Source organism: Lactiplantibacillus xiangfangensis (assembly GCF_001438845.1).
Taxonomy (GTDB): Bacteria; Bacillota; Bacilli; order Lactobacillales; family Lactobacillaceae; genus Lactiplantibacillus; species Lactiplantibacillus xiangfangensis.
In genome coordinates this window covers 224,251-245,168 of sequence record NZ_JQCL01000080.1, presented here as the reverse complement: position 1 = coordinate 245,168, position 20,918 = coordinate 224,251, and the positions used below count along the sequence as shown (strand labels likewise).

At 43.1% G+C, this 20,918-nt stretch carries 23 protein-coding genes and 1 pseudogene; 12 read left to right on the top strand and 12 right to left on the bottom strand.

Annotation, left to right across the window (positions count from 1 at the left end; translation table 11 throughout):
• Window positions 1-51 precede the first annotated feature (51 nt).
• The 3 genes and pseudogenes from IV64_RS10335 to IV64_RS10325 all read right to left on the bottom strand — a co-directional run bounded on the left by IV64_RS10335 (window position 52) and on the right by IV64_RS10325 (window position 2,164).
• Window positions 52-763 (bottom strand): annotated as a pseudogene (locus tag IV64_RS10335) (NAD(P)H-binding protein).
• Window positions 764-946: 183 nt separating this feature from the next.
• On the bottom strand, window positions 947-1,513 hold the full coding sequence (locus tag IV64_RS10330; protein ID WP_237757330.1) for a DapH/DapD/GlmU-related protein: 567 nt from the start codon (window positions 1,511-1,513) through the stop codon (window positions 947-949).
• A gap of 24 nt (window positions 1,514-1,537) precedes the next feature.
• Window positions 1,538-2,164: a flavodoxin gene (locus tag IV64_RS10325; protein ID WP_057707165.1), complete on the bottom strand. Its 627-nt coding sequence runs from the start codon at window positions 2,162-2,164 to the stop codon at window positions 1,538-1,540.
• A 291-nt stretch (window positions 2,165-2,455) separates the two neighbouring features.
• On the opposite strand from IV64_RS10325, the gene IV64_RS10320 reads away from it, so the two are divergent.
• The 7 genes from IV64_RS10320 to IV64_RS10290 all read left to right on the top strand — a co-directional run bounded on the left by IV64_RS10320 (window position 2,456) and on the right by IV64_RS10290 (window position 7,417).
• Complete coding sequence (locus tag IV64_RS10320) at window positions 2,456-2,815, top strand: iron chaperone (protein WP_057707164.1); 360 nt, start codon at window positions 2,456-2,458, stop codon at window positions 2,813-2,815.
• Between the two features lie 183 nt (window positions 2,816-2,998).
• The gene (locus IV64_RS10315; protein ID WP_057707163.1) at window positions 2,999-4,039 is read left to right on the top strand and encodes a zinc-binding dehydrogenase; all 1,041 of its coding nucleotides are present in this window, start codon (window positions 2,999-3,001) and stop codon (window positions 4,037-4,039) included.
• A 152-nt stretch (window positions 4,040-4,191) separates the two neighbouring features.
• On the top strand, window positions 4,192-5,010 hold the full coding sequence (locus IV64_RS10310; protein WP_057707162.1) for a helix-turn-helix domain-containing protein: 819 nt from the start codon (window positions 4,192-4,194) through the stop codon (window positions 5,008-5,010).
• Between the two features lie 155 nt (window positions 5,011-5,165).
• Window positions 5,166-5,816, top strand: a complete 651-nt coding sequence (locus IV64_RS10305; protein ID WP_057707161.1) for an alcohol dehydrogenase catalytic domain-containing protein — start codon at window positions 5,166-5,168, stop codon at window positions 5,814-5,816.
• Between the two features lie 14 nt (window positions 5,817-5,830).
• Window positions 5,831-6,073 carry a hypothetical protein gene (locus IV64_RS14690; RefSeq protein ID WP_057707160.1) on the top strand — a complete coding sequence of 81 codons (243 nt, stop codon included), beginning with the start codon at window positions 5,831-5,833 and terminating at the stop codon, window positions 6,071-6,073.
• Window positions 6,074-6,351: 278 nt separating this feature from the next.
• A complete protein-coding gene (locus tag IV64_RS10295) occupies window positions 6,352-6,873 on the top strand; it encodes an isochorismatase family protein (protein WP_057707159.1) in 522 nt (173 codons plus the stop codon).
• Entirely contained in the window at window positions 6,863-7,417 is a 555-nt protein-coding gene (locus tag IV64_RS10290) for an SAV1803-related protein (protein ID WP_057707158.1), read from the top strand. Before IV64_RS10295 ends, IV64_RS10290 begins: the two co-directional genes overlap by 11 nt.
• 167 nt (window positions 7,418-7,584) lie before the next feature.
• Here the strand turns inward: IV64_RS10290 and IV64_RS10285 are convergent, their stop codons facing one another.
• From IV64_RS10285 to IV64_RS10265, 5 genes are all read right to left on the bottom strand, one after another.
• Window positions 7,585-8,013 (bottom strand): protein-export chaperone SecB, encoded by a 429-nt coding sequence (locus tag IV64_RS10285; RefSeq protein WP_057707157.1) that lies wholly within the window; start codon window positions 8,011-8,013, stop codon window positions 7,585-7,587.
• Window positions 8,013-8,570: a helix-turn-helix domain-containing protein gene (locus IV64_RS10280; RefSeq protein WP_057707156.1), complete on the bottom strand. Its 558-nt coding sequence runs from the start codon at window positions 8,568-8,570 to the stop codon at window positions 8,013-8,015. Before IV64_RS10280 ends, IV64_RS10285 begins: the two co-directional genes overlap by 1 nt.
• 38 nt (window positions 8,571-8,608) lie before the next feature.
• Entirely contained in the window at window positions 8,609-8,953 is a 345-nt protein-coding gene (locus tag IV64_RS10275; protein ID WP_057707155.1) for a hypothetical protein, read from the bottom strand.
• 378 nt (window positions 8,954-9,331) lie between these two features.
• Entirely contained in the window at window positions 9,332-10,882 is a 1,551-nt protein-coding gene (locus IV64_RS10270; protein ID WP_057707154.1) for a glycosyltransferase family 39 protein, read from the bottom strand.
• A gap of 13 nt (window positions 10,883-10,895) precedes the next feature.
• Window positions 10,896-12,194: a glycosyltransferase family 2 protein gene (locus IV64_RS10265; RefSeq protein WP_057707153.1), complete on the bottom strand. Its 1,299-nt coding sequence runs from the start codon at window positions 12,192-12,194 to the stop codon at window positions 10,896-10,898.
• A 215-nt stretch (window positions 12,195-12,409) separates the two neighbouring features.
• On the opposite strand from IV64_RS10265, the gene IV64_RS10260 reads away from it, so the two are divergent.
• The gene (locus tag IV64_RS10260; RefSeq protein WP_057707152.1) at window positions 12,410-12,859 is read left to right on the top strand and encodes a hypothetical protein; all 450 of its coding nucleotides are present in this window, start codon (window positions 12,410-12,412) and stop codon (window positions 12,857-12,859) included.
• Between the two features lie 61 nt (window positions 12,860-12,920).
• Here the strand turns inward: IV64_RS10260 and IV64_RS10255 are convergent, their stop codons facing one another.
• Window positions 12,921-13,442 carry a GNAT family N-acetyltransferase gene (locus tag IV64_RS10255; RefSeq protein ID WP_057707151.1) on the bottom strand — a complete coding sequence of 174 codons (522 nt, stop codon included), beginning with the start codon at window positions 13,440-13,442 and terminating at the stop codon, window positions 12,921-12,923.
• A 491-nt stretch (window positions 13,443-13,933) separates the two neighbouring features.
• On the opposite strand from IV64_RS10255, the gene IV64_RS10250 reads away from it, so the two are divergent.
• From IV64_RS10250 to IV64_RS10240, 3 genes are all read left to right on the top strand, one after another.
• Window positions 13,934-14,128, top strand: coding sequence for a hypothetical protein (locus tag IV64_RS10250; protein WP_057707150.1), 195 nt, complete (start codon window positions 13,934-13,936; stop codon window positions 14,126-14,128).
• Between the two features lie 166 nt (window positions 14,129-14,294).
• On the top strand, window positions 14,295-15,641 hold the full coding sequence (locus tag IV64_RS10245; RefSeq protein WP_057707149.1) for a hypothetical protein: 1,347 nt from the start codon (window positions 14,295-14,297) through the stop codon (window positions 15,639-15,641).
• A 28-nt stretch (window positions 15,642-15,669) separates the two neighbouring features.
• The gene (locus tag IV64_RS10240; protein ID WP_057707148.1) at window positions 15,670-17,262 is read left to right on the top strand and encodes an L-lactate permease; all 1,593 of its coding nucleotides are present in this window, start codon (window positions 15,670-15,672) and stop codon (window positions 17,260-17,262) included.
• Window positions 17,263-17,354: 92 nt separating this feature from the next.
• Here IV64_RS10240 and IV64_RS10235 read toward each other — a convergent pair whose 3' ends face one another.
• Window positions 17,355-17,909, bottom strand: coding sequence for a hypothetical protein (locus IV64_RS10235; RefSeq protein ID WP_057707147.1), 555 nt, complete (start codon window positions 17,907-17,909; stop codon window positions 17,355-17,357).
• Between the two features lie 74 nt (window positions 17,910-17,983).
• Window positions 17,984-18,622 (bottom strand): AAA family ATPase, encoded by a 639-nt coding sequence (locus tag IV64_RS10230; RefSeq protein WP_057707146.1) that lies wholly within the window; start codon window positions 18,620-18,622, stop codon window positions 17,984-17,986.
• Between the two features lie 285 nt (window positions 18,623-18,907).
• Between IV64_RS10230 and IV64_RS10225 the strand changes: the two genes are divergently transcribed.
• Window positions 18,908-19,255, top strand: a complete 348-nt coding sequence (locus tag IV64_RS10225) for a hypothetical protein (protein WP_057707145.1) — start codon at window positions 18,908-18,910, stop codon at window positions 19,253-19,255.
• A gap of 82 nt (window positions 19,256-19,337) precedes the next feature.
• On the opposite strand, the gene IV64_RS10220 is transcribed toward IV64_RS10225, so the two are convergent.
• Complete coding sequence (locus tag IV64_RS10220; protein ID WP_057707144.1) at window positions 19,338-20,816, bottom strand: multicopper oxidase family protein; 1,479 nt, start codon at window positions 20,814-20,816, stop codon at window positions 19,338-19,340.
• Window positions 20,817-20,918 lie beyond the last annotated feature (102 nt).

Sequence of the window (20,918 nt, the reverse complement as noted above, 5' to 3'; positions counted from 1 at the left end):
GCTTTAATTGAATGTTTACATCATAAGGCGATATGGAACGTTTGAAAAACACTAAATTAGCATGCTACTATACGCATAACGTATGCTTGGGATTGGTTTATCACCATCAGTATTGGGTTTGTTTAGACCAACACTAGCACTCCGCTAAGTCTGGATGTTTGATTAGTTTAAAGGCGTAATCAGCAACACTAGCCCGTGATACTTCCGTGCCCTTGAATGGTTCATCAACACCGGTGGTTTCGTAATCAATTTCAGCTTGATTCGTCAACTAGGCTGGCCGTAATTCAGTGTACACAACATCTGAATTGGCCAATAGTTTAGCCGATTCAGATGTTGTGTACACTGAGTTGGCCAATAGTTTAGCCGATTCACGGAATCCAGGTAGGAATGCCGCAATGGCTTGCTCATTCCATTCCCCAAACTTGCCAGGTACTTCATGGTGAGCACCCAGTGCACTAATAAAGATTAAACGCGTTTGTTTCGCTTCATGCATCGCAGTCAGGATACTTTGTGTTTGTTGGCCTAAATCAGCGCCACCGACGTTTGAATAAACAATATCAACGTCTTTCATGGCTAATCGTAATGCTTCAGTGTCCAAAACGTTACCGTCAACCAACGTCACGCGTGGATTACTTTCATATTTGGCTAATCGATCGGCTTTTCGTAAAAATAAAACCAGTTGGTCCGTCGTTTCATCTAACAACCGGTCAGTCAGAATACGTGCAGTCCCACCATTGGCACCAATAATCAGAACTTTTTTCATTTTTAAAAAAAACTTCCTCTCTAATCTGAGAATAGTCTCAAAATGAGCGATTTCGAGACTACCTTGATAACATGGATAAGCCTAACTTCTCAAGTATAAAATGTCTAATACCTATCTAAAATACAAATGTATACGTATTTTACATATACTTGGATTGATTCGCAGTCCCACTTTTTTTACAAGCTATTCGCTTTTTATTTTACGAATGACTTTCGCTGGTGTGCCAACTGCAACCATATTTGCAGGAACGTCCTTGGTTACGATGGCACCGGCGCCAATGATGGCATGATTCCCAATCGTGACACCAGGCAACACGGTTACATTAGCACCCAACCAGGCACCCTTGCCAATATGCACAGCGGCACATTTTAAATTGCGTCGCGATTCGGGATTTTCCATGTGATTTACTGAAACCAACGTCACGTTTGGTCCAATCAAAGCCTGGTCACCAATATAAATGCCGCCAAGATCAACAAACATCGCATTGCGATTAATAAAGATATCTTTACCTAAGTAAGTGTGTGCGCCAAAGTCCGTATTAAATGGTGGCATGATGGTATTGGTTACGGAGACATTTTGACGCGTGATTTGACTCATCAGTTTAACGATTGTCGCATCAGTGTGATATTGTCCATTCAATTCAGCTAAAATTCTTGAGTTTTCATTCGCAATTTTGGGAACAACTTCATATTCCGGCGCTTGGAAGTCAATTACCTCACCAGCCAGTGCTTTTTTAAGAACTGATTCCACCTTTATTCCCTCCAATTTGTCGTTTTAAAACTGATTTTTTGCCAGCCAAGACTTCACTAGCTGGGTTGTGTCACTTAACTTATCATCGGTAATCCCAAGTCCTGATCTGAAGTTTGCTTGTTTCGCATGCTGCTTCAATTCCGTTAGGCTTGATCCTAAACCACTACTACCGCTAGTCGTAAATGGCAAAATTGTTTTACCTTTGAAGCTTGGGTAATGATTAAGAAAAGTATTGATGGCCATCGGATTTTTATCTAACCATATTGGATAACCCAAGAAAATGTATTGATACCCTTTTAGATTTGGCAGTTTTCCAGCTAACTGTGGTTGTGCATTCCGATTCTGTTCAGAACGTGCAACCTTCAGCATTTTTTGATAACTGGTTGGGTACTTTTCCTTAGTTTGTAGATGATAAATGTCAGCACCAACTTGTTTTTGAATGGCCTTAGCGACCGCCTCAGTATTTCCGGTGTGGGTCATATAAATAACAATCGACTTACCGTCGGACCGTTTATTGTTACTTTGGGTAGTTGCCACCGCTTGATTGGTGGTGGTGCCTGAAATTTTTTCGGTGTTGATATGGGTAATCAACAAAATTCCGACAATAATAACAGCACCTAGTCCAATGAGGATTAAACTCAATTTTCGCATTTTAAAATTTCCCTTCTCACATGTAAATGTCGCTTGCCTTAAAGCGTTGAAATTATCATAATGCGAGAACATAGTAATGTAAAATACCTATATTGAATGTCTTGATATAGCAAATACGTATATCTTGTAAAATTACCAAGCTCTTCAATAGGAATATTTACAATGTTTCTCAAAACCGGTCCATTCTTAAAGCCTTCAATTTGAACTCGTGACAAGTGGCTAGAAAGCGGATACAATTACAGGTGATGCCAGCTGCTGAACTGGTTAAAAATTACGAATAGAGGCTTACTCATGACTCCGATTGAAAGTTACATTCAGACCGCACCCGCCGCGGTCCAATTGCAATTGACCGATCTTCGTGCGACTATTTTGGCTGTTTTACCGGATGCCGAAGAACAAATGAAATATCAAATGCCGACCTTTTACTGGCATGAAAATGTGATTCACTTTGCCTGGTATAAACATCATATTGGTTTATACCCAACTCCGAGTGGTGTAACGGCTTTTCAATCTGAATTGACACCCTATAAGACTAGTAAGGGCGCCATTCAGCTACCCTTGGACCAACCACTACCGCTAGACCTAGTGCGTCGAATCACTGAGTTTCGAAAACAAGAAGTGATTAAAAAATTTCACTTAGAAGAATCGTAAAGCAGTCGCGTGTTACTGGAACAATTCTGGCGACACGCTTTTTTTGTTGCCAATAATTTTAGATTAGGTTTTATGGATAATTTTTTATTCAAGATAAGTATTGGTAATTTGATGATGAACTATCTATACTAGTTTTGTTAGGTCAATAATCAATTTATTAATATAGAAGAGAGTGGCTAATTAATGAAAAGTACGGTATTTATGAAACCTGGTCAAGTTGCGCTAGAAGAAATTGAGAAGCCAACAATTCAAGCTGCAGACGACGTTATTATTCACGTTGTTCGTACCTGTGTTTGTGGTTCTGATTTATGGTCTTACCGGGGCCTTGAACCTAAGGCTGAACATTCCGAAAATGCTGGCCACGAAGCCATTGGGATTGTTGAATCGGTGGGTTCAGCAATTACCACTGTGGTTCCAGGCGACTTTGTGATTGCACCCTTTACCCATGGTTGCGGACATTGCGCAGCTTGCTTAGCTGGGTTTGACGGCGACTGCCAAAATCATCAAGATAACTTTAGTAATGGCGTCCAAGCAGAATACATTCGTTTCCAACACGGTGAGTGGGCACTGGTTAAAGTCCCTGGCAAGCCTAGCGATTACAGCGATGCCATGTTGAACTCCCTGCTGAGTTTAGCCGACGTCATGGCAACTGGTTACCACGCTGCCCGTGTAGCAAACGTTAAAACTGGTGATACCGTTGTCGTGGTTGGTGATGGTGCCGTTGGCTTATGTGGTGTGATTGCTACTAAAATGCGTGGTGCTAAACGGATCATTGCAATGAGTCGCCATGAAGATCGTCAAAAGTTAGCCTTAGAATTTGGTGCAACCGACATTGTCGCCGAACGTGGTGACGATGGGATTCAACGCGTTAAAGAATTGACCAATAACGCTGGTGCGGATGCCGTACTTGAATGTGTCGGTACCGAGTTATCAAACGAAACGGCGATGAACGTTGCCCGTCCCGGCGCCATTGTTGGTCGCGTTGGTTTACCACACGAACCTAAAATGGATATGACGGCTTCATTTTATAACAACACTATTATTGCGGGCGGTCCCGCTTCAGTGACCACTTATGATAAACAAGTGTTGTTAAAAGCCGTATTAGATGGTGAAATTCATCCTGGCAAAGTCTTCACTAAACAGTTCAGTTTAGAAGAAATTAATGACGCCTACCAAGCCATGACGAACCGTGAAGCTATCAAATCATTGATTGTTGTCGAATAATTACTTTAATATAAGTACTGAGCCCTTAGCGTAAATTGCGTTAAGGGCTTATTTTTTTTGATCGTAAGTTGTTGAACATCGACTGAAGGCAATGTTAATCTAGTTGAAATGATGTTTACGTCACAAGTAAGCTTAAAGGAAGGTGTACACGAATGTCACTTGGGACCACTTTACAACGAAGCCGTAAACAACAACGGCTAACCCAGAAACAAGTTGCAGATGGGCTCTGCGCGCAATCCATGTTGTCGGCGATTGAAAATGACCGCTACGTTCCTAATGCTAAGCTACTGTTAGCCTTATGTGAACGTTTAAAGATCTCACTAGCTACCATTAGTTTAGCGCATGATTTTGATATTAATGAAGACGCCGCAATCAACGCACGCATGCAACAGTTATGTAATCAACATCGGTACCAAGAACTGCAACGTTTATTGTTAGCATCAACGACCCTCGAGCACGTCAGCACCTCCAGCCAAACTCAGGCTTACTATTATTATTTGGCAGTGACTCAAATTCAAATTGGGTCTGATTTAGACGCCGCTCAACAAAGCTTAAAACTTGCACTCAGTATGACTGCGGAGTCTGGGATGACAACGCTGGCCTGCCTAGCTATAACCACGTTAGCGCTTGTTAATGCGAAGTGCGGACGCCGGCAAACGGCCGTGAAACTGATGGATCAGGGATTAAGCGATTTAAAGCATCTACCTTATGATGAAAACCATAACGTGATCTGGTATCTGAACGCCCTGATGAGATACCTACTGAGTGAACCAGCATTAGCCAGACAACATTTATTAGCAACCATCACCGCGATTACGGCTCATCAGTCCCACTATATGCTCGCAAATTGTTACCGGCTACTTGCAGAAATTGCCATTCAGCAAGTACAACCGCAAGTGGCAGCAGATGCGCAGCAAAAGCAGCGCTTTTTGACCGACTTATTTCACGAACCAGTTCCGAAACAATTTTAAATATCAGCATACTGATTTTCTTAACCACATCTTTTCCATTAAAGTAAGGCCACCAAGTAAAGGGAGGCCTTTTTTATGTTTACTCATTTTTTCAAGTCAGTTCAATGCCCCACCCTGTCAGCAAATGCTTCAGTGGGATGTCAGGAGGCGCCAAAATGAAAGCAATCGTTCAGAGAAATTATAACGGCATTGATGCGCTTCAAATTATGACGAAGCCGGAACCAACTTTGATCCCACTAGCTGTGAAAGTTGCGACCCACTACACGCCGGTGATGCCGTACGACTTATTGACGGAAACTGGTACGTTGAAATCACAGCGGCCAGTGCACTTACCCATGGTGATTGGCTATGGTTTCGGCGGGGTTGTGACTGAAGTTGGCCAACTACGTAAGAAAGCCTTATTAGGTCAACGGGTGATTGGCTTCAGTCTTAAAGGCAGCCATCAAACGACGCTAGTTTCTGCACTCCCCCTATTTTCAGTCCCTAAAAACGTCTCTTTGGCAGCGGCTACAACTTTGATTGGGGGTGCCGACGCGGCATTGATGGCCGTCAGAGCGAGCCGGGCTACTAAAGACGACGTGATTTTGATAACTGGCGCCAGTGGTAGCGTGGGCACCTACTTGTTACAGCTTTTACACCAAATGGGTGTTAGGTTAATCGCAATGAGCCACTCTAGTGAACAGCGCTTATTAGCAAGCTTAGGTGCTGATCAGACGTTGGCTTATGACGAACCGTTACAACAACAATTAACTGAGTTCCCCCTGCCACTAAAATCATTGATTTGGCTGGGTCAAGCCAACTACTAGATCAGCTCTCACAGATGGGGCCCACAGCAATTTGGTCATTAGCGAATCCAGACTACGTCCCAAGCGCTGGGCAATCTTTTACCTTTGTTAACGGCCGGATTCGACTGCAAGACTACCGTTGGCTCTTAGATCAGCTTGCTCAGGGAACGTTACAGGCAGTTATTCAGAATACTTTCCCGTTTACCGTAGTCAAATCCGCGCAGCACGAACTACAGGATAAACATTCACACGGCCGGATTTTATTAAGTTATCGCTAGAATGGAATGAGGACGTAATATTGGAAAACTTAAATTTAACACAGCTTCTACAAACCTGGATTACCCTTTGGCTGACACTTGGAATCGTGCGGATCATCTTAATTTGTATTCTTGTTGGGATTGGCTACTGGTTAGTCAGGCGGCATCGATTTATTAAATGAGCGATCGCATAGTTGGCGCTTTGACAATTCTAAGGGAAACTAGTATAACAAAAACCAGGCTGTTTATACTTAAACGGTTTAATAACATTCATCGATATGATGAGAAAGTGTGACAGAATGGCACAAGCCCTGATTATCATTGATATGCAACGTGCACTTACTGACCTTGATCAGCGTGAGCACGTGATTGCAACGATCAATCAACGAATTGACCAGTATCGCGAAGCAAACCACCCCATCATCTTCATTCAGCATACCGAACCGGGGATGGTAGTATCGAGTGAAAGTTGGCAGTTATTTCCTGAGTTACACGTTCAAGGTACGGATACTTTCTATAATAAAACTCGTCCCGATGCATTTTATCAAACGGGATTGGAATCTTTTCTCAAAATGAACCATTTGAATTCAATCGAAATTTGTGGCGCGCAAGTTGAGTTTTGTGTGGATACTACGATTCGGGTGGCTTATCACCTAGGTTTTAAAATAACATTACTCATTGAAGGAATCACGACGATTGACAGTGACTTTTTGACGGCCACCCAGATAAAACGGCATCATCAACAAATTTGGGAACATCGGTTTGCGGAATTCGTTGACTTAAACACGCCGCTGATTACCGAGACTTCCAATGACAATTGATCAAACCCAGCGTTTTCAGCACTACCTAGCTTTGATTGAACTACCTTACGATGAAGCCGTCGCCCAACTGAGAGCCCGTCACGGTCTTGTCAAAGATGACTATTTCGTGCAAGCTTCCTACGAACAATTCTTAGCGGGAAAAGTTTTGCGTTTACAGCGCGGAAATTACAGCCGGACCCGGGATGGCTTATGCACCCACCACGTTGCTGAAAATCAGTTCAGTAACATGTCCGATGCGGTGACTATCAAGCAAAACCAGTACCCGTTTACTTATCAGCGTAGCAAATACCTTGTTTACGCGGATGAAGTTGAACATCTGATTTTACATGCGCTAATTGCGGCGGAGACCGGTGGCCAGTTTGGGTATCACGGCTACCGTGAGTATTTATCAAAAGACGTTTGGGCGTGGTATGTTGACAGCAAAATCCCCCAGAAAAACTGGCGTCATCGTTGCTATGGCGCTTCTTTACTTTCTAAATCGGAGGCGTTGACGATATTTGAACACTTGAACGCTGGTCCGCTGGCGACAATTAACAAATCGTAACGAAAGCGGTATCGCTTTCTCAGCGTTACATCAAAAAAACATCTTTGCCACTAAATTGCTAATAGTGACAAGGATGTTTTTTGGTAGTAACAGAAGATATATTAAACACATTATTAAATGATTTTCCACAGACTACACAATACCAACAATTCATCTGTATTTAAATGTTAGTCAGCAACCTCTTGACTCTTACCGTTTTCATCAAGTACCTGTGTAACATTTATAGTAGGTAAAATAAGTGCTGGAAATTGATTTGATGCAGTGGTTATATTTGATACTAGGGATCGTACATAAGGATAAAGAATGGCAACGGCATTTTTCTTGATTAAAGTATCAACACCAATTTGATTATGATCTTCGTTTTCATGATATATAAATTCTCCGCTGATGCTTGCAGTTACCATAAAAGGAGTTTGTTTGTCCGACTGCGAACCAATATGCACATTAACGGTCACTATAATTTTTTCCTGTTTCAGTGTATTCTTAACTTCAACTTTTGGATCTATACTAATATTTTGGCTATTTTCTTGATATAATGGATTCTTTTTATAACTTAACTCGTTAACTGAATAGCTTTTGAATTCTAAAACTGCCATTATGCAACACCTCCAACAAACACTTGAGCTTTAAACATTGTAGCTTTTGATTCATTACTAGTCGTATAGAAATATTTAGCCGTATCTATATATTTCGTTTCAGTCAGAATGCTAGTTAATTTAGCACTATCACTTTCGGAAGAATTATATGAGGTTAAAAAACCCTGTCTTTCATAGTCCTGTTGTGCTTTTCTGAAGGAAATTTCCTGTGATAGTGTTTGAACTCGTTTATTATTCTCAATCTGTGATACTTTTGCATAGCTAATACCTAAGCGTTCAGAGAAAACACGTTGACTTAAATGCAAATCTTCTCGTAACTTTTTTATCTCATTTGGTTGCATGAACCCTTTTCGCTTTCTGTAAGCATTAAAGGACCTTCTAAAATTCTCATTTGGATCATCAAAATCTAACCAAAGTTCTCCTTGGGAATCTTTCCAGTAATGATTATGGACAATCAAGTCAGAGATGTCTTTGACCCGTATAGTCTCATATTTCCATACTTCTAAATATTCGCCAGTGGTATTTAATTCTTCATTATAAAAAATTTTTTTTATCATAATTAGCACCTCCAAGAATGCAAAGTTAAAATATTCTGTTATTTAAAGGGATAATTTAACGGGTGCTCAGCAGGATGTGTTGAAATCCAAAATATTATATTGCCACTTTTAATTTGAAATTTTAAATAGCACTCAGTATTTTCTATGTCCATACCAAAGAGCCAAATATCTCCCGGAATTCTTGGATGATGATTGTCTGCCATTGGACCAGCAACAAAATTGCGCCATGTGATTTTTTGATATATTTCATCTAAAATTTCATCTAAATCAATACCTAACGTTACTGCCGCTGAATAATTCTTCGCACGATGACTGATTTTCCAATTATTTTTGTTAGATTTTATCAAAACAACAATCGCTTTGACTTCTTCCTCTCGAGACATCCAAAATCAACTCACAATCGGATTATTTCACTTATAACAAGTTTATCACAACATGTTTCCCGTAGGAAACATGTTGCCTTGTGGCGGATGATCAATTAAATTAGAAAGTGGTTTAATGTCTAAAAAGGTCCAAGCAAATTATGTCACGGATGATTTGCTTGGACCTTTTGACTATTTATTAATTGATATTCGCTGATTCCGGTATCGCTTTGCTCAATTGTAGCTACGGCCAATAAATTTTTGCTTAGGGAAATTTCACGAGATCAACTTTCATTTGTAAACACGGGGTATCTCCCTTTTCCAATACAACCGACGTTAAATTTAATGCTGCATTGCTGATTGGAAAAAACGATTCAGATTCTTCATGAATGAAACAAATCATGCGACCTGTTTAGTATGCCATGACTTATAAACTAGTTGTAGGCCCACGGCAACCCCACAGATGATGATGAAGATGATTGGCAAGTAAATAATCACGTGGTAGCGCCCCTGAACTTCCAGAAATAGTGAACTGATTGTAAAACCATCCAGAAGCAGCGCACTGTAAAAGTAATAGTTATTTAAATAACTCGTTTTAAATAACAGCCATAACCCAAGCAGGACACTTACAATGGCAACCATGAGCATTGCCTGAAAGTAACTGTACGACGTGATGGTTAGGAATGCGCGCCCCTGATACCACGCTTTGTTTTTTTTGCGGTTAGCCTTTGCGGAACTTAAATCGTAGAGCACCCAATTATAGCCGTAGTCCTCACTCATTAAGCCCTGCATCTTTTGATTCATGAATGGTACCGCACGTCCCTGCAATTCGGTTAGATTATCCTGAATATCACTCGCCATCGTTTTAGCAATCCGCGGATAGGACGTTTCCAAGTTTGGATCAACCTTGAGTTCTTTGGCGACCTGTTTAGCGATGTGCGGATTATACGTGCCCTTAGTCTTAGCACTAGTCCCGGTTGCGAGACTATACCCCACCGCGACATTATTGGGTGCCACTTGAAAGCCGTATAGCCAACTATAGATTCCCGTTGAGCTAATCAGAAAAATTAACGTAGCGGCAAAATAGATCAAGAGTTGCTTACTATGTTGCCTTAGGGGTTCAACGGACTGTAACATGAGAATAATCGTGAAAATGACGAGTGCGATTAGCCAAACAGCCATGATGGGACGTACCATATTGGCGGCCACGGTTGCCACCCAGGCAAATATCAAATTGATCCACTGATCGTTGGTCGTTGCCGTTGGAAGTGGCGCAAACGCCTTAGTTAGGGTAAGCATTGTAATCAAAACGCAGGTCACAAAGAACGGTTCGGCACCGTTTAACAAGGTACTGTAAATCCAATAAGCCGGAATACAGTAGAAAATCAAACTGGCCACGATTCCAAGTCGCCGGGAAAGCCAGCGGGACACTAGCCAGTATATGAGTAACATATCAATAAAAGTACAACTGATATTAATGAGCTGGCTAACAAAAAAGTTGTTACCCGCCAAGGCTACGCTGAAACTAAAAAAGTTAGCAATGTTTAAGGCGTGCGGGAAAATAACGTAGTTGCCGAGGTCGCCCCGTTCCAACAGGTGGTGCCAAGTTAACCCCTGTGCGTTAAATGCAGCCAGCGTGTGATAGTTCCAGAAATCCGAAGTTGGTTTAATTGGCAGCCACGCAACCAATGGTAATTTCAATAGAGTCAATCCGACAAAGCTGCCGATGAGCCAACTCGTGTTCTTTTTAGTCAGCCAGTAGCTTCCGCCAATAACAAGTGCGAGTATGGCGATCACCATGAGTGAACTACTGATGATTACGCCGGTAGTTAGTTTAAGTGACGAGTCCCATTCCACAAACCAACTTGCCGCTAACATCCACACTAGGAGGAAACCCGCAACCACTAAGGTAAATGCCTGCGTTGCTTTGACGATCCCCTTTTTTAGCATTTGAATCCCCCCACTAGTATGAATCATTCAGTTTCGCATAAACTGGACGTGCTTTTGCGAGCCCGTGTTTCGTTTTCGTCCAGTTGGTGTAGCCCCGAATTTGCCGGTAAACTGCAAAATACGGTGTTAAACTGACAATCAATAAATAACCCTGAAAACTGAGACTTTGTAAAAGTGCGGGTGCGACCTTGATTTTCTGGTGGACACTGGCGTAATTACGCAGATAAATATTAGCGGATAAAACGCATACAATTAGCGTTATGGCAATAATTGCAATGATGGCTAAGTGGTGCCAGCCGAATTGCAAATCAGCTAAAGTCCGGTTCATTAGGACAATTAACGCGACAATGCCCGCTACGGGTGTGATACAACCAGTAAAAGGCATCATGATCCACACCGCCGTATCCACCTTTTGAAATCGATTCGCGTGGCGTGATCGCCAAAGCGCTGGCAAGTAGTGCATACATTGGAGTGATCCTTGGCACCAGCGAACTCGTTGTTGAAAGAACGGCAAGACTTTCTCCACGCCCTCCTGTTGAACGACTAAGGTGTGGTCAAACCCGGTTTTGCCCCCAATGAGCCAGGTCCGAATCGTAAACTCCAAGTCTTCCAGTAAACTGTTGCCCCACGGATTTTTGCGGGCAAGGTCAAGGCGGACAAACTGGCCATTACCAGAAGCAATTCCTTGTCCCAGACGATTCCGAAGTTGTTGCGTCGCGTTATTGACACCCATAAACTCAAAATTTTGCATTTGGGTTAGCCAGGTTCCCCGGTTATAAATGCCAACGCCCGTCTGCAGCATTGTTAACTCTGAATCGTGTTCGAAGCGTGCAACGGCGTGTGCCAAATCTGGTTGAGTCATAAAAGCGTCGGCGTCAAAGACCCCAATAATCGTTTTTGTTGGGTCAAAGTTTACGGCCAACGTATGATAAATATAGTCGACGGCGGTGTTTAAAACGGCCCCCTTACCTAATTCATCATTGCCGGCCCGGTGTAAGACTTGCAAATACGGTGACTTCGAACTGGTTAACGCGAGTAAGCTGTGATCACCAGAATTATCATCAACCGCAACAATCTGTGCCTGAATAGATTTTGGTAACTGGGACAGCTCGGCCGATAATCGGTCGATAGTACGTGTAATAACGTGTTCTTCATTTAAAACTGGGATCACCAAGAATAGCTTGTAAGGTTGCTGCCCCTTAGTATACTTTTCCGTCGGTTCCCGATAGTGATTGACCAAAATAATGTTCATCAAAAAATACAGATAAAAGACCCCAGAAATTCCAACTGCTACCTTTACGAAAATATTCATGGACAAGCCCCCAAGTAAAGTACCATCAGTTTCGCTTCTGATAATGAACAATTATACAGTGTGCACAATTCAATTCCCATTATCCTTGCGGTGAAAGCATAGTGAACTTATCAAATCGCTAGCTTTTACTAATATTTACGCCAATTTTACACAAACATGATGGTTTGATTTGGATACCAACGGTTAAAATAAGGATAAATTGATGTGGGAAGAAGATGGGGAACATTAAAAAAATCACCCTGCTATTATTAGGACTTCTAGTTTTACAACCATTAATCGTATTTCTTTTGCAAGGCTTATTAGTGACCACGGTACCCGTCCACTTTGGTTGGACCCCTGATATGTTGAATATCCATTCAAACAGTAATCTCAAAATCGCCATGGTTGAAAGCGCCGTTATGCCCGCGCTCATTTTGGTATTTCGGGCCTTACCCGGTAATCTATTTATTCCTGCAACGCATCAATGGATTTTTTCACCAAAAACAACTTGGCTCTGGTGGTTATTTGGCATGAACTGGTTCGTTTTGTTGTCCTTATTCAGCTTTGCGCCTTGGATCAGTTGGAGTTGGCAGCTTTGGACCCTTTTTTGTGGCCTTCAACTATTGGCCTACATCATCGATCAAGTCGTATTGAATCACCACACTACGAAACCGAGACGCCACTAAAAAAAGCCGTAACTCAATAAAATTGACTGGAATTTTATCGAGTTACGGCTTTTTAAGTTAGCTAGTCGTCCAGCGATTTGATCATCAGTAAATCCGTCTGGGGGTCGTCACCCATGACAAAGGTGTGTGAACTAAATTGCTTAAAGCCCCACTTGGCATAAAATGCCTTAGCGGGTTCGTTATGTTCCCAAACACCCAACCAAATTTTAGTTTTATGAGCTTGCTTGGCTAAGTCAATCGCCTGTTTAATAAAGGCACTTCCCAAACCTTGGTGCTTGAAAGCTGGTCGAATATAGATCCGTTCAATTTCTAAGGTGTCGTGCCCCATTTTCTCCGACTGAGCATCTTCAACGTTAAGTTTAAGGTACCCCATGGGTTGGTGATCGTGTTCGACAAAGTAAAACCGTGAGTTCGGATTGGCAAGTTCCGCTGTTAATTTTGGTAGATTATAAGCCGATTCGAGAAACGCGCGCATATTAGCGGCCGTATTTTGAGCTTCAAAAGTATCCGTATAAGTTTCAATGCTGATTTGTTGTAATGTTTGTACATCATCAGTAGTTAATTGACGTGTTGTTGTTTCCATTCTCAAGCCCCTTACGTTAATGCTGTGTTTGTTAAAAATCGTTCTTTCTAGTTAGAACATAACTTTTATTATAAATAAGTAGGAGTTAAAATGCACGATTTCTCCGTAAAAGGTTTTGTTTTATGTAGGCGCATGGGATAAGCTGGTGGGCTAGGTTTTGATGTTGAAATTTATTAGTTAAAGTAAGAAATTACAACTACCACCATCTGACATCCACCGACTAGTCCATCCCCTGTATTTTCCATTTTTTAAGCTTACCACTTTCCATTCACGATACCAGTTACTTTCACACTATTTTTAACACTACGACATCCTTCATCCCATAATCATTAGCAATTACTCGCCCAATGATGCTACAATAAATTATCTTAACTTAACCACCGGAGGATTCTATCATCGACTATCAACAAGTAGTAACGACCGACTGGGATAATGCCGCTTACGTCAAAGCGACCGGCGACACTGATTTTGAGCACGTCCCTTCCCGCGTCATGGCAAACTGGTACAAGGTTCGTTCATTTGGCGCCGAAGCTTTCGTTTGGCAAAAGCAACAACGTAACTTACTGTTGCTCCCCACTGATGAACGTGAAGCGTTGATCCAGCAACTAAAACAGGATTACTTCCAGCCCATTTATACTGATTTTGTGACTCACGGTTGGTCTGATAATTCAGAAACAACCCACTAACCTAATCACTTACAGCTAGCACGCCGAAGCCATCAAAACGTGTTAGCTGTTTTTTGTCGTAGTTCACAACCGATTCTTAGACGGAGAAGGCTCACTTTGTCAGCATTTGCCCTTACAAATTGCTATACTGATAGTGTGTAAATTTGTGGAATGGTGTGTGAGATTATTGAGTAGATTACGGAACTTTGGTTTGGATTTTTCGGTTGCGACCCTCAACTTTTTAGCAAATATTGGGATCATCCTACCATACGTATTAATTTTATTTAAATACCAGCAGACGCACAGCGTGAATTATTTAGTTGCGATTATTGTCTTTTACGTCGCGCGCGCTGCCAGCGTGTTTGGAACCAAGCATCTAGGTTTAAAAGCGAGCAACTACCTGCTGATCTGTTTATGGCTTGGCATATTCGGTAGCTTGCTCTTCAGCATCACCAGTAACCTGATTGCGGTGATTATCGGCGCTCTGTGTCTAGGCTACACTTCCGCCAATATCTGGCCCTACTACCTAACCATTAAGCTCCATTTGAGTCAAAGTACCGATTTCAAGCTCAAACAGATGTACTGGCTGATTTTTCTTGGCTTGGGTCTTTTATTTGGCCTCGATTTTTGGCTCGACCTTCAGTACCGCTTGGCCTTCGTACTCCTGGCCATACTCTTCGTGATTGCCATCCCCGCTGGTCACCTATTGAACCAGTTCTCCTTGGCGTTTTACGATGAACATGCCGCGGGACAGGCCCACCCAGTTAAGATATGGCGGGTGGTCATTTTTATCGCCTTCTTTGCAGCCATTGCCTTACTGACGCTGTTACGAAAGATTAGTCTGACCATTGCCTTACCATACGTTCTAGGTATCATTGTGATTGCCATTATCTTACTAAACATCGAACTGGCAGCGGACTGGAAATTCATGCCAGCAAACAAGGTCCGCATCCTTAACCGGGGCTTCTTACTCAGTTTCGTTTTATTATTTAATAGTTTCTTCGGTTACTTTATGTTTGGCACTAAGGGCATGTACTTAGTCTTTGCCCTATACCTGCTTGGCTTTGAAGGTGGGCGACCACTTTACCTGGCCATCGCTCCCAATAAGCAACGTGCGACACAACTTGCCAACGGCGGCTTGATCCTAGGTCACTTACTGGCTTTGACGACGATTCCCGCTTTATACGCTGTGGGCCTACTACTAATTGCCATGGCCATCGGTTTTGAGAACCCGGCCATTAACGACAGTGTATACGCCGCCGAAAAAAGCGACCCCGACTTAGCCATCATTCATAAGTACCGGTTCTCAACTTACGGCGGGTTACTTTGCCAACTCTGCTTCTTTGGATTATTGGTCACCGTTAGTGCGGTTAACCACCTTAAACTAATGGCCTTTTTCAATCCTAGTAACCCGGCCCTTAAATCAAGCTATCAGATGGGAATGGCGTGGCCACTAGTCGGAATTTCTCTGGTCATTACCCTCATCAACTTGTATGGTCAACACCAACAAGCGTCTAAGGACCTCGCCGCTTAACGAGCCGTTCGAAAGGAGTGCATCGTTCATGATTATCGTTGCTGCTGCAGCCATCCTATTACCATTGATCTTGCTCGGCGGGTTTAACTTACCCGCAACAAAGGGCATGAGTATCAGTGCCGTTGTCGTCATTATTACTGGCTACTTCTTTTGGCACATGTCGCCAGCCGTACTGAGCGCGTCAGTGTTACAAGCCCTGCATAAGTCGCTGCCCATCTTATGGATTCTATTTGGGGCTTTATTAATGCTCAATTGCCTACGCGCAACGGGGGCCATTGACCGGATCAATCAGGGGTTTCAAGCTCTATCAGCTGATATGCGGCTCCAAACTATTCTAGTCGCTTTCCTATTTGGCGGTTTAATCGAAGGGGTCTCTGGTTTCGGTACCCCCGCCATGGTCACCGCACCGTTGCTCATTGCTTTGGGCTTTTCACCATTAGCGGCCGTTATCTTGGCGCTCGTTGCGGATTCGACTCCCGCGGCGTTTGGGGCCGTTGGAACGCCACTGACCGTTGGACTCAGTAACGTGACTGAAAAAACGAGTACGTTGAATCTGATTGGGCTACACGTCACGCAACTCGATCTATTTGTCGGTGCCCTCATGCCAGCTATCTTGATTCTAATTTTGATCTTGTGGTTTGGCCCCAAAAAGAACCGCTTCAAACAGTGGGTGGAAGTCCTGCCTTGGGCGCTCGTGATTGGCCTGATTTACAGTAGTATTGCGCTACTTAGTGCCTGGTTAATCGGTTACGAATTTGTGTCCATCATTGCACCACTCGGAACCTTAGTCATTGCCATTCTCAGTATCCGGCAGCGGTGGTTGCTTCCAAAACGGGTTCAAACCCAGCCGTGGCAAGTTGCTAACTATCAGCCGACCGCGACTGGCACCCCTAAAAAGATGTCACTGCTTAAAGCTTGGTTTCCTTACTTACTAGTCGTAGTACTACTACTCGCAAGTCGTGTTTTCAGTGGCCTCCAAAAGTTAATGACGGCCTACGCCAACTTCTCATGGCGCCACATTCTTGGCTTCACCAGTATCAACTCGGATTGGGAGTTTCTCTATTCTCCCGGAACGGTCCTCGTCTTAGCGGCAATTATCGGGCTACTCGTTCAGGCCCAATCATTCAAGCCACTGTTTCCGACAGCTAAAAAGGTCGTCAGTTCAATGGGTGGCACCGCGTTAGCCTTAGCCGTCACCCTAGTCATGGTCCAAGTCTTTACCAACTCCGGCTTGAATCAAGCCGACCTGCCAAGCATGCCGATGTACATTGCAAAGTTCGTTGCCACTTACCTCGCGGGGATCTGGATCTTCATGGCACCGTTCTTAGGCCAGCTGGGGGCATTTGTCACTGGTAGTACGACCGTCTCGACCTTAACTTTCGCTCAGATTCAAGGGGATATCGCAACGAATGCCCACTTGAACCCTAACCTAGTCTTAGCCGCACAACTCATCGGGGCAGCGGCCGGTAACATGATCTGTGTTCACAACATCGTGGCCGTCAGTTCCGTCGTCGGCTTAAGCGGTGAAGAAGGCACAATCCTCCGTAAGACGATCTTACCCGGACTTGCCTACGCAGCCCTAGTTGGGATCGCGGGATTAGTTTTAAGTCAGTTGTTATAACTCAAATGTATACTAAAATATCCGTTGACAGTAATCAAGATTTGTCCTGATTATCATCAACGGATATTTTTTAGTCTACAAATAGTACGGTCCTATTGTTCATTACTCCAATTCACCGTATCAAGCAACTCTGCTCGATGTTCTCGGACATAGGCCTTAAACATTGGATCAGAGTAGTGCCATTTATTTCTGGTCTCTTGTGCAAGTACATCCATTGATTTTAGCTTTGACAAGGCTGGACTAATCGAACTAATCTTTAAATTAGTATCTTGACGTAGTTTGTTAACTGCTTGAAGGACTTCCTGACTAGTCATGCTCATTTCACCACTATTTGCCATTACATATAAAACATAATTTCTTACACGTGTTTTTGTTTTGTTACGATTCTTTGCATTCTCTAAAATAGATTCGTAATCCAACTCATTGACATCTAAAATGTCACTAATCGCAGTATTAATATGTTTATCTTGAATTTTTAGTGTCTCGTCATCAATAGCCGCATATCCCGTTTTCTGACCAATTTCATGAACCACTTTACCAATACCACTCGATATATAAGTAGCTCGTTCAACTTGTTCACGTGAACTAATAAGCGAAGAGTGATGCCAACCGTTTTCAAGAATGGCACTACTCTCATCTTGATTCAAATAAGGAACCTTGATAGTCGCTAGTCTACTTTTTAACGATTGAACGTCATTCCACAGTTGCTCCGCTGTTTCTGCTATACCGACAAAAACAATTTTGCATATGAAGTTGAGTAATTGACAGCATCATCCGACATATTTTTTGCAATTTCTGCCAATCGTATCCGTAATGATTGCGCATTATCTGTAAGATTTTCCATATCATCCACAATCAGCACAGTATTAGTTCTAAACAATACGTCTTCCAATATCGAAAAATCATCAGTCCCACTATAATGTTCAGTAGTGACTTGTTTTGAAACTTTATCTTGTAACTCACCAGAAATTTTCAGCAATCTTCGAAGACCGAATTCTCCCTTGATACTTTCACCATTTTCAGCGGGCTCAGTCACTTGCACATCACGTTCTAAGTTTAACTGATTGGCTACGTCGGCAATAAAGGATTCAGTAGTTGTTGAATTGGTCATCGTTACACGAACATAATTGGTCTGATACTGGTGGTTTAAACGAGCTAAATTATCTAGCACCATGCTTGTCTTGCCTGCACTAGTTGGACCGTACACCAAAACTTGCCGACCTTTTTGCGCAAATTCACGAAAGATTTTTTTGTCTAAAGTTCCACGATCAACGTAATTATTTACTGCTGGCAGGCTTGGTGTAAACCATTCTCCCAATGATTGCTCGGACTGCATGCCCTTCTTCGAATTCCAAGGCATCTACATCGCTCCCCGTATTATATAAAGTGATTATATCATTTTTGCGCGTATAATACGCGTGCTTAGATTGCAAACGGATCGTACTTGGATTGCTGTTGATCATGCTTAACATTAAATATCAAGTACCCACACCACCTATCATTATTGATAGAAATCCTGAAAAGCCAACCAATTAACGGCTATTCGCTAATCAGTTCATTTTAATTTTAACTATTTTTCCTGCAAAATTACTGCGAGTGGCTTAAAATAAGATTAAGTAATTCAACGTAAAGGAGGCGTTTTGCCGTGCAAGTTCGTTTAGTTCCTAGTCTCCAGTTGGGCGATCGTATCGTTGGCCCAACTAGTGATCCCGCCGCTAACCAGGCCCTTTACCATCGCTATGCTAAACGGCTTCAAGCTCGCCTTGGTATTGGCTTTCAAGTTTACGTCGATGACAGCGTCGGTTACGACTTACTCACGGCGCCCGAATACGACACGCAAACTTGCTGGGTCGTCGCGCCGCTCGTCTACCAGGCACTCACTAACGACCTACTCACCCACCACCGAATTATGGCACTCAGTGATGAAGCGGTCCTAATGAAAAACACTCAGGCCGTAGAAAAACAGCTTAAATCAACGCCACAAACGAAATAATTGGCACTTTAGATCTGGAAGACAAAACAACCATCAAGTCAAATCTGACCTGATGGTTGTTTTTTGCATTGATTGACACTAATTAACTGACCTTGATTTGCCCCATCATCCCATTTTCTTCATGTTCCAAGTTATGACAGTGATACATATAGATTCCCCGGTCTTTAAAGTTAAATGCAATCTTAACCGTACTATCCGGATCTAACGCAACGGTATCCTTCAACCCTTGTAAATTAGCTGGCGGGGCCTGCCCGTTAATACTCAAAATTCTAAATTGAACACCGTGCAAATGAAACGGGTGAATCATCCCGCCCATCATCGTGCCAGTATTTTTCAAGGTCCAGACTTGTGGCCGATCTTGCTGCGCGGTTAAATCAATGCGATCTTTCGAATACTGCTGATGATTGATACTGACCATGGTCCCCATACCGTTAAATGCTAACGTTTGATGTTGCGCATTGGTTGTATTGACAGTTGGGACTGAGAGGAGGTTCGCCGGTAACTGGCCGTCACTAACTTTCTTTTGGGCTGATCGTAGCGTTAAGACGACTTGCTGGCCATTTTTGACCGTCACCGGTTGTCCCGCTTTAAACTTTGCCGCATCAATGATGACCTCACCACGTTCACCAGGCGATAGTTTGAGCGTCTTGACCGCAACCGGCTTGCTTAATAGGCCACCGTCCGTGGCGATTTGCTGCATTGCTTGGCCATTGGACAGCTTTAATTGATAATTACGGGCATTCGACCCATTGACGAATCGCAATCGAACCAATTTAGTCGTGACCCTGATATACGGGTTAAAGGTGCCATTGATTAGTAACGTATTCCCCTTTGTCCCGTCACTGTTGTAAGCTGCGTCGTAATCAAACTGATTATTTTTAGTAAAGCTCCGGTCTTGAATCACAACCGGAAAGTCGTTGACGCCGTACTTGTCCGGTAAGTGTAGCTGGTCACTTTGCTTATCGCGGACGTAGATCAAACCAGCTAGCCCCTGGTACACTTGTTTAGCCGTACTGCCCATTGCGTGTGGATGATACCATAATGTCGCCGCGGGCTGTTGAATCTTAAAAGCAACGGTCTTACTCTGTCCCGGAGCAACCACTTGGTGCGGCCCACCATCATCTTTACCGGGGACGATCGCGCCGTGCCAGTGAAACGTCGTTGGACGCGTTAACTGGTTGCGTGTTTTAATTTGGAGCGTTTGGCCCCGGCGAACTTGTAACACGGGGCCTAAATAGTTACCGTTGTACCCCAGTGTTTTAGTCTTAGTTCCCGGTTTAAACGCCATTTGACTCGTCTGTGCAGTCAACGTGTAACTGACTTTCGTTTTAGTTGCCTGCGTTGGCTTTAGCCGTTTTGGTAAAGCTAACGGGTGCGCCGCAGTTGTTGTTTGCGACGTGGCAACGTCGGAAACCGTCTTAGACATCATCATGCCGTTACCACCATGGCGACCGCCCATCATCCCACCCATCGGCGACCACGAACGCTGTCCGTAAACGTAGCCTAATCCTAATAACCCAATGCCTAGCACCCCTAACCAACCCCACGTTTTTGCTTGCATTCACCCGGTCCCCCGTCATCTCATTATTTTGATTACAATTGTAAACGATAGATTTATAAATTACAAGCATAAGCCATTTTTATCAAAAAGATGCGCTTGGTA

Coding starts and splice junctions, on each gene's coding strand:
- IV64_RS10220 (WP_057707144.1), bottom strand. CDS start 20,816: ATGCAAGCAAAAACGTGGGGTTGGTTAGGGGTGCTAGGCATTGGGTTA.
- IV64_RS10260 (WP_057707152.1), top strand. CDS start 12,410: ATGGGGAACATTAAAAAAATCACCCTGCTATTATTAGGACTTCTAGTT.
- IV64_RS10240 (WP_057707148.1), top strand. CDS start 15,670: ATGATTATCGTTGCTGCTGCAGCCATCCTATTACCATTGATCTTGCTC.
- IV64_RS10290 (WP_057707158.1), top strand. CDS start 6,863: ATGACAATTGATCAAACCCAGCGTTTTCAGCACTACCTAGCTTTGATT.
- IV64_RS10310 (WP_057707162.1), top strand. CDS start 4,192: ATGTCACTTGGGACCACTTTACAACGAAGCCGTAAACAACAACGGCTA.
- IV64_RS10230 (WP_057707146.1), bottom strand. CDS start 18,622: ATGCCTTGGAATTCGAAGAAGGGCATGCAGTCCGAGCAATCATTGGGA.
- IV64_RS10255 (WP_057707151.1), bottom strand. CDS start 13,442: ATGGAAACAACAACACGTCAATTAACTACTGATGATGTACAAACATTA.
- IV64_RS10305 (WP_057707161.1), top strand. CDS start 5,166: ATGAAAGCAATCGTTCAGAGAAATTATAACGGCATTGATGCGCTTCAA.
- IV64_RS10250 (WP_057707150.1), top strand. CDS start 13,934: ATGGCAAACTGGTACAAGGTTCGTTCATTTGGCGCCGAAGCTTTCGTT.
- IV64_RS10265 (WP_057707153.1), bottom strand. CDS start 12,194: ATGAATATTTTCGTAAAGGTAGCAGTTGGAATTTCTGGGGTCTTTTAT.
- IV64_RS14690 (WP_057707160.1), top strand. CDS start 5,831: ATGGGGCCCACAGCAATTTGGTCATTAGCGAATCCAGACTACGTCCCA.
- IV64_RS10275 (WP_057707155.1), bottom strand. CDS start 8,953: ATGTCTCGAGAGGAAGAAGTCAAAGCGATTGTTGTTTTGATAAAATCT.
- IV64_RS10325 (WP_057707165.1), bottom strand. CDS start 2,164: ATGCGAAAATTGAGTTTAATCCTCATTGGACTAGGTGCTGTTATTATT.
- IV64_RS10285 (WP_057707157.1), bottom strand. CDS start 8,013: ATGGCAGTTTTAGAATTCAAAAGCTATTCAGTTAACGAGTTAAGTTAT.
- IV64_RS10315 (WP_057707163.1), top strand. CDS start 2,999: ATGAAAAGTACGGTATTTATGAAACCTGGTCAAGTTGCGCTAGAAGAA.
- IV64_RS10270 (WP_057707154.1), bottom strand. CDS start 10,882: ATGCTAAAAAAGGGGATCGTCAAAGCAACGCAGGCATTTACCTTAGTG.
- IV64_RS10320 (WP_057707164.1), top strand. CDS start 2,456: ATGACTCCGATTGAAAGTTACATTCAGACCGCACCCGCCGCGGTCCAA.
- IV64_RS10295 (WP_057707159.1), top strand. CDS start 6,352: ATGGCACAAGCCCTGATTATCATTGATATGCAACGTGCACTTACTGAC.
- IV64_RS10280 (WP_057707156.1), bottom strand. CDS start 8,570: ATGATAAAAAAAATTTTTTATAATGAAGAATTAAATACCACTGGCGAA.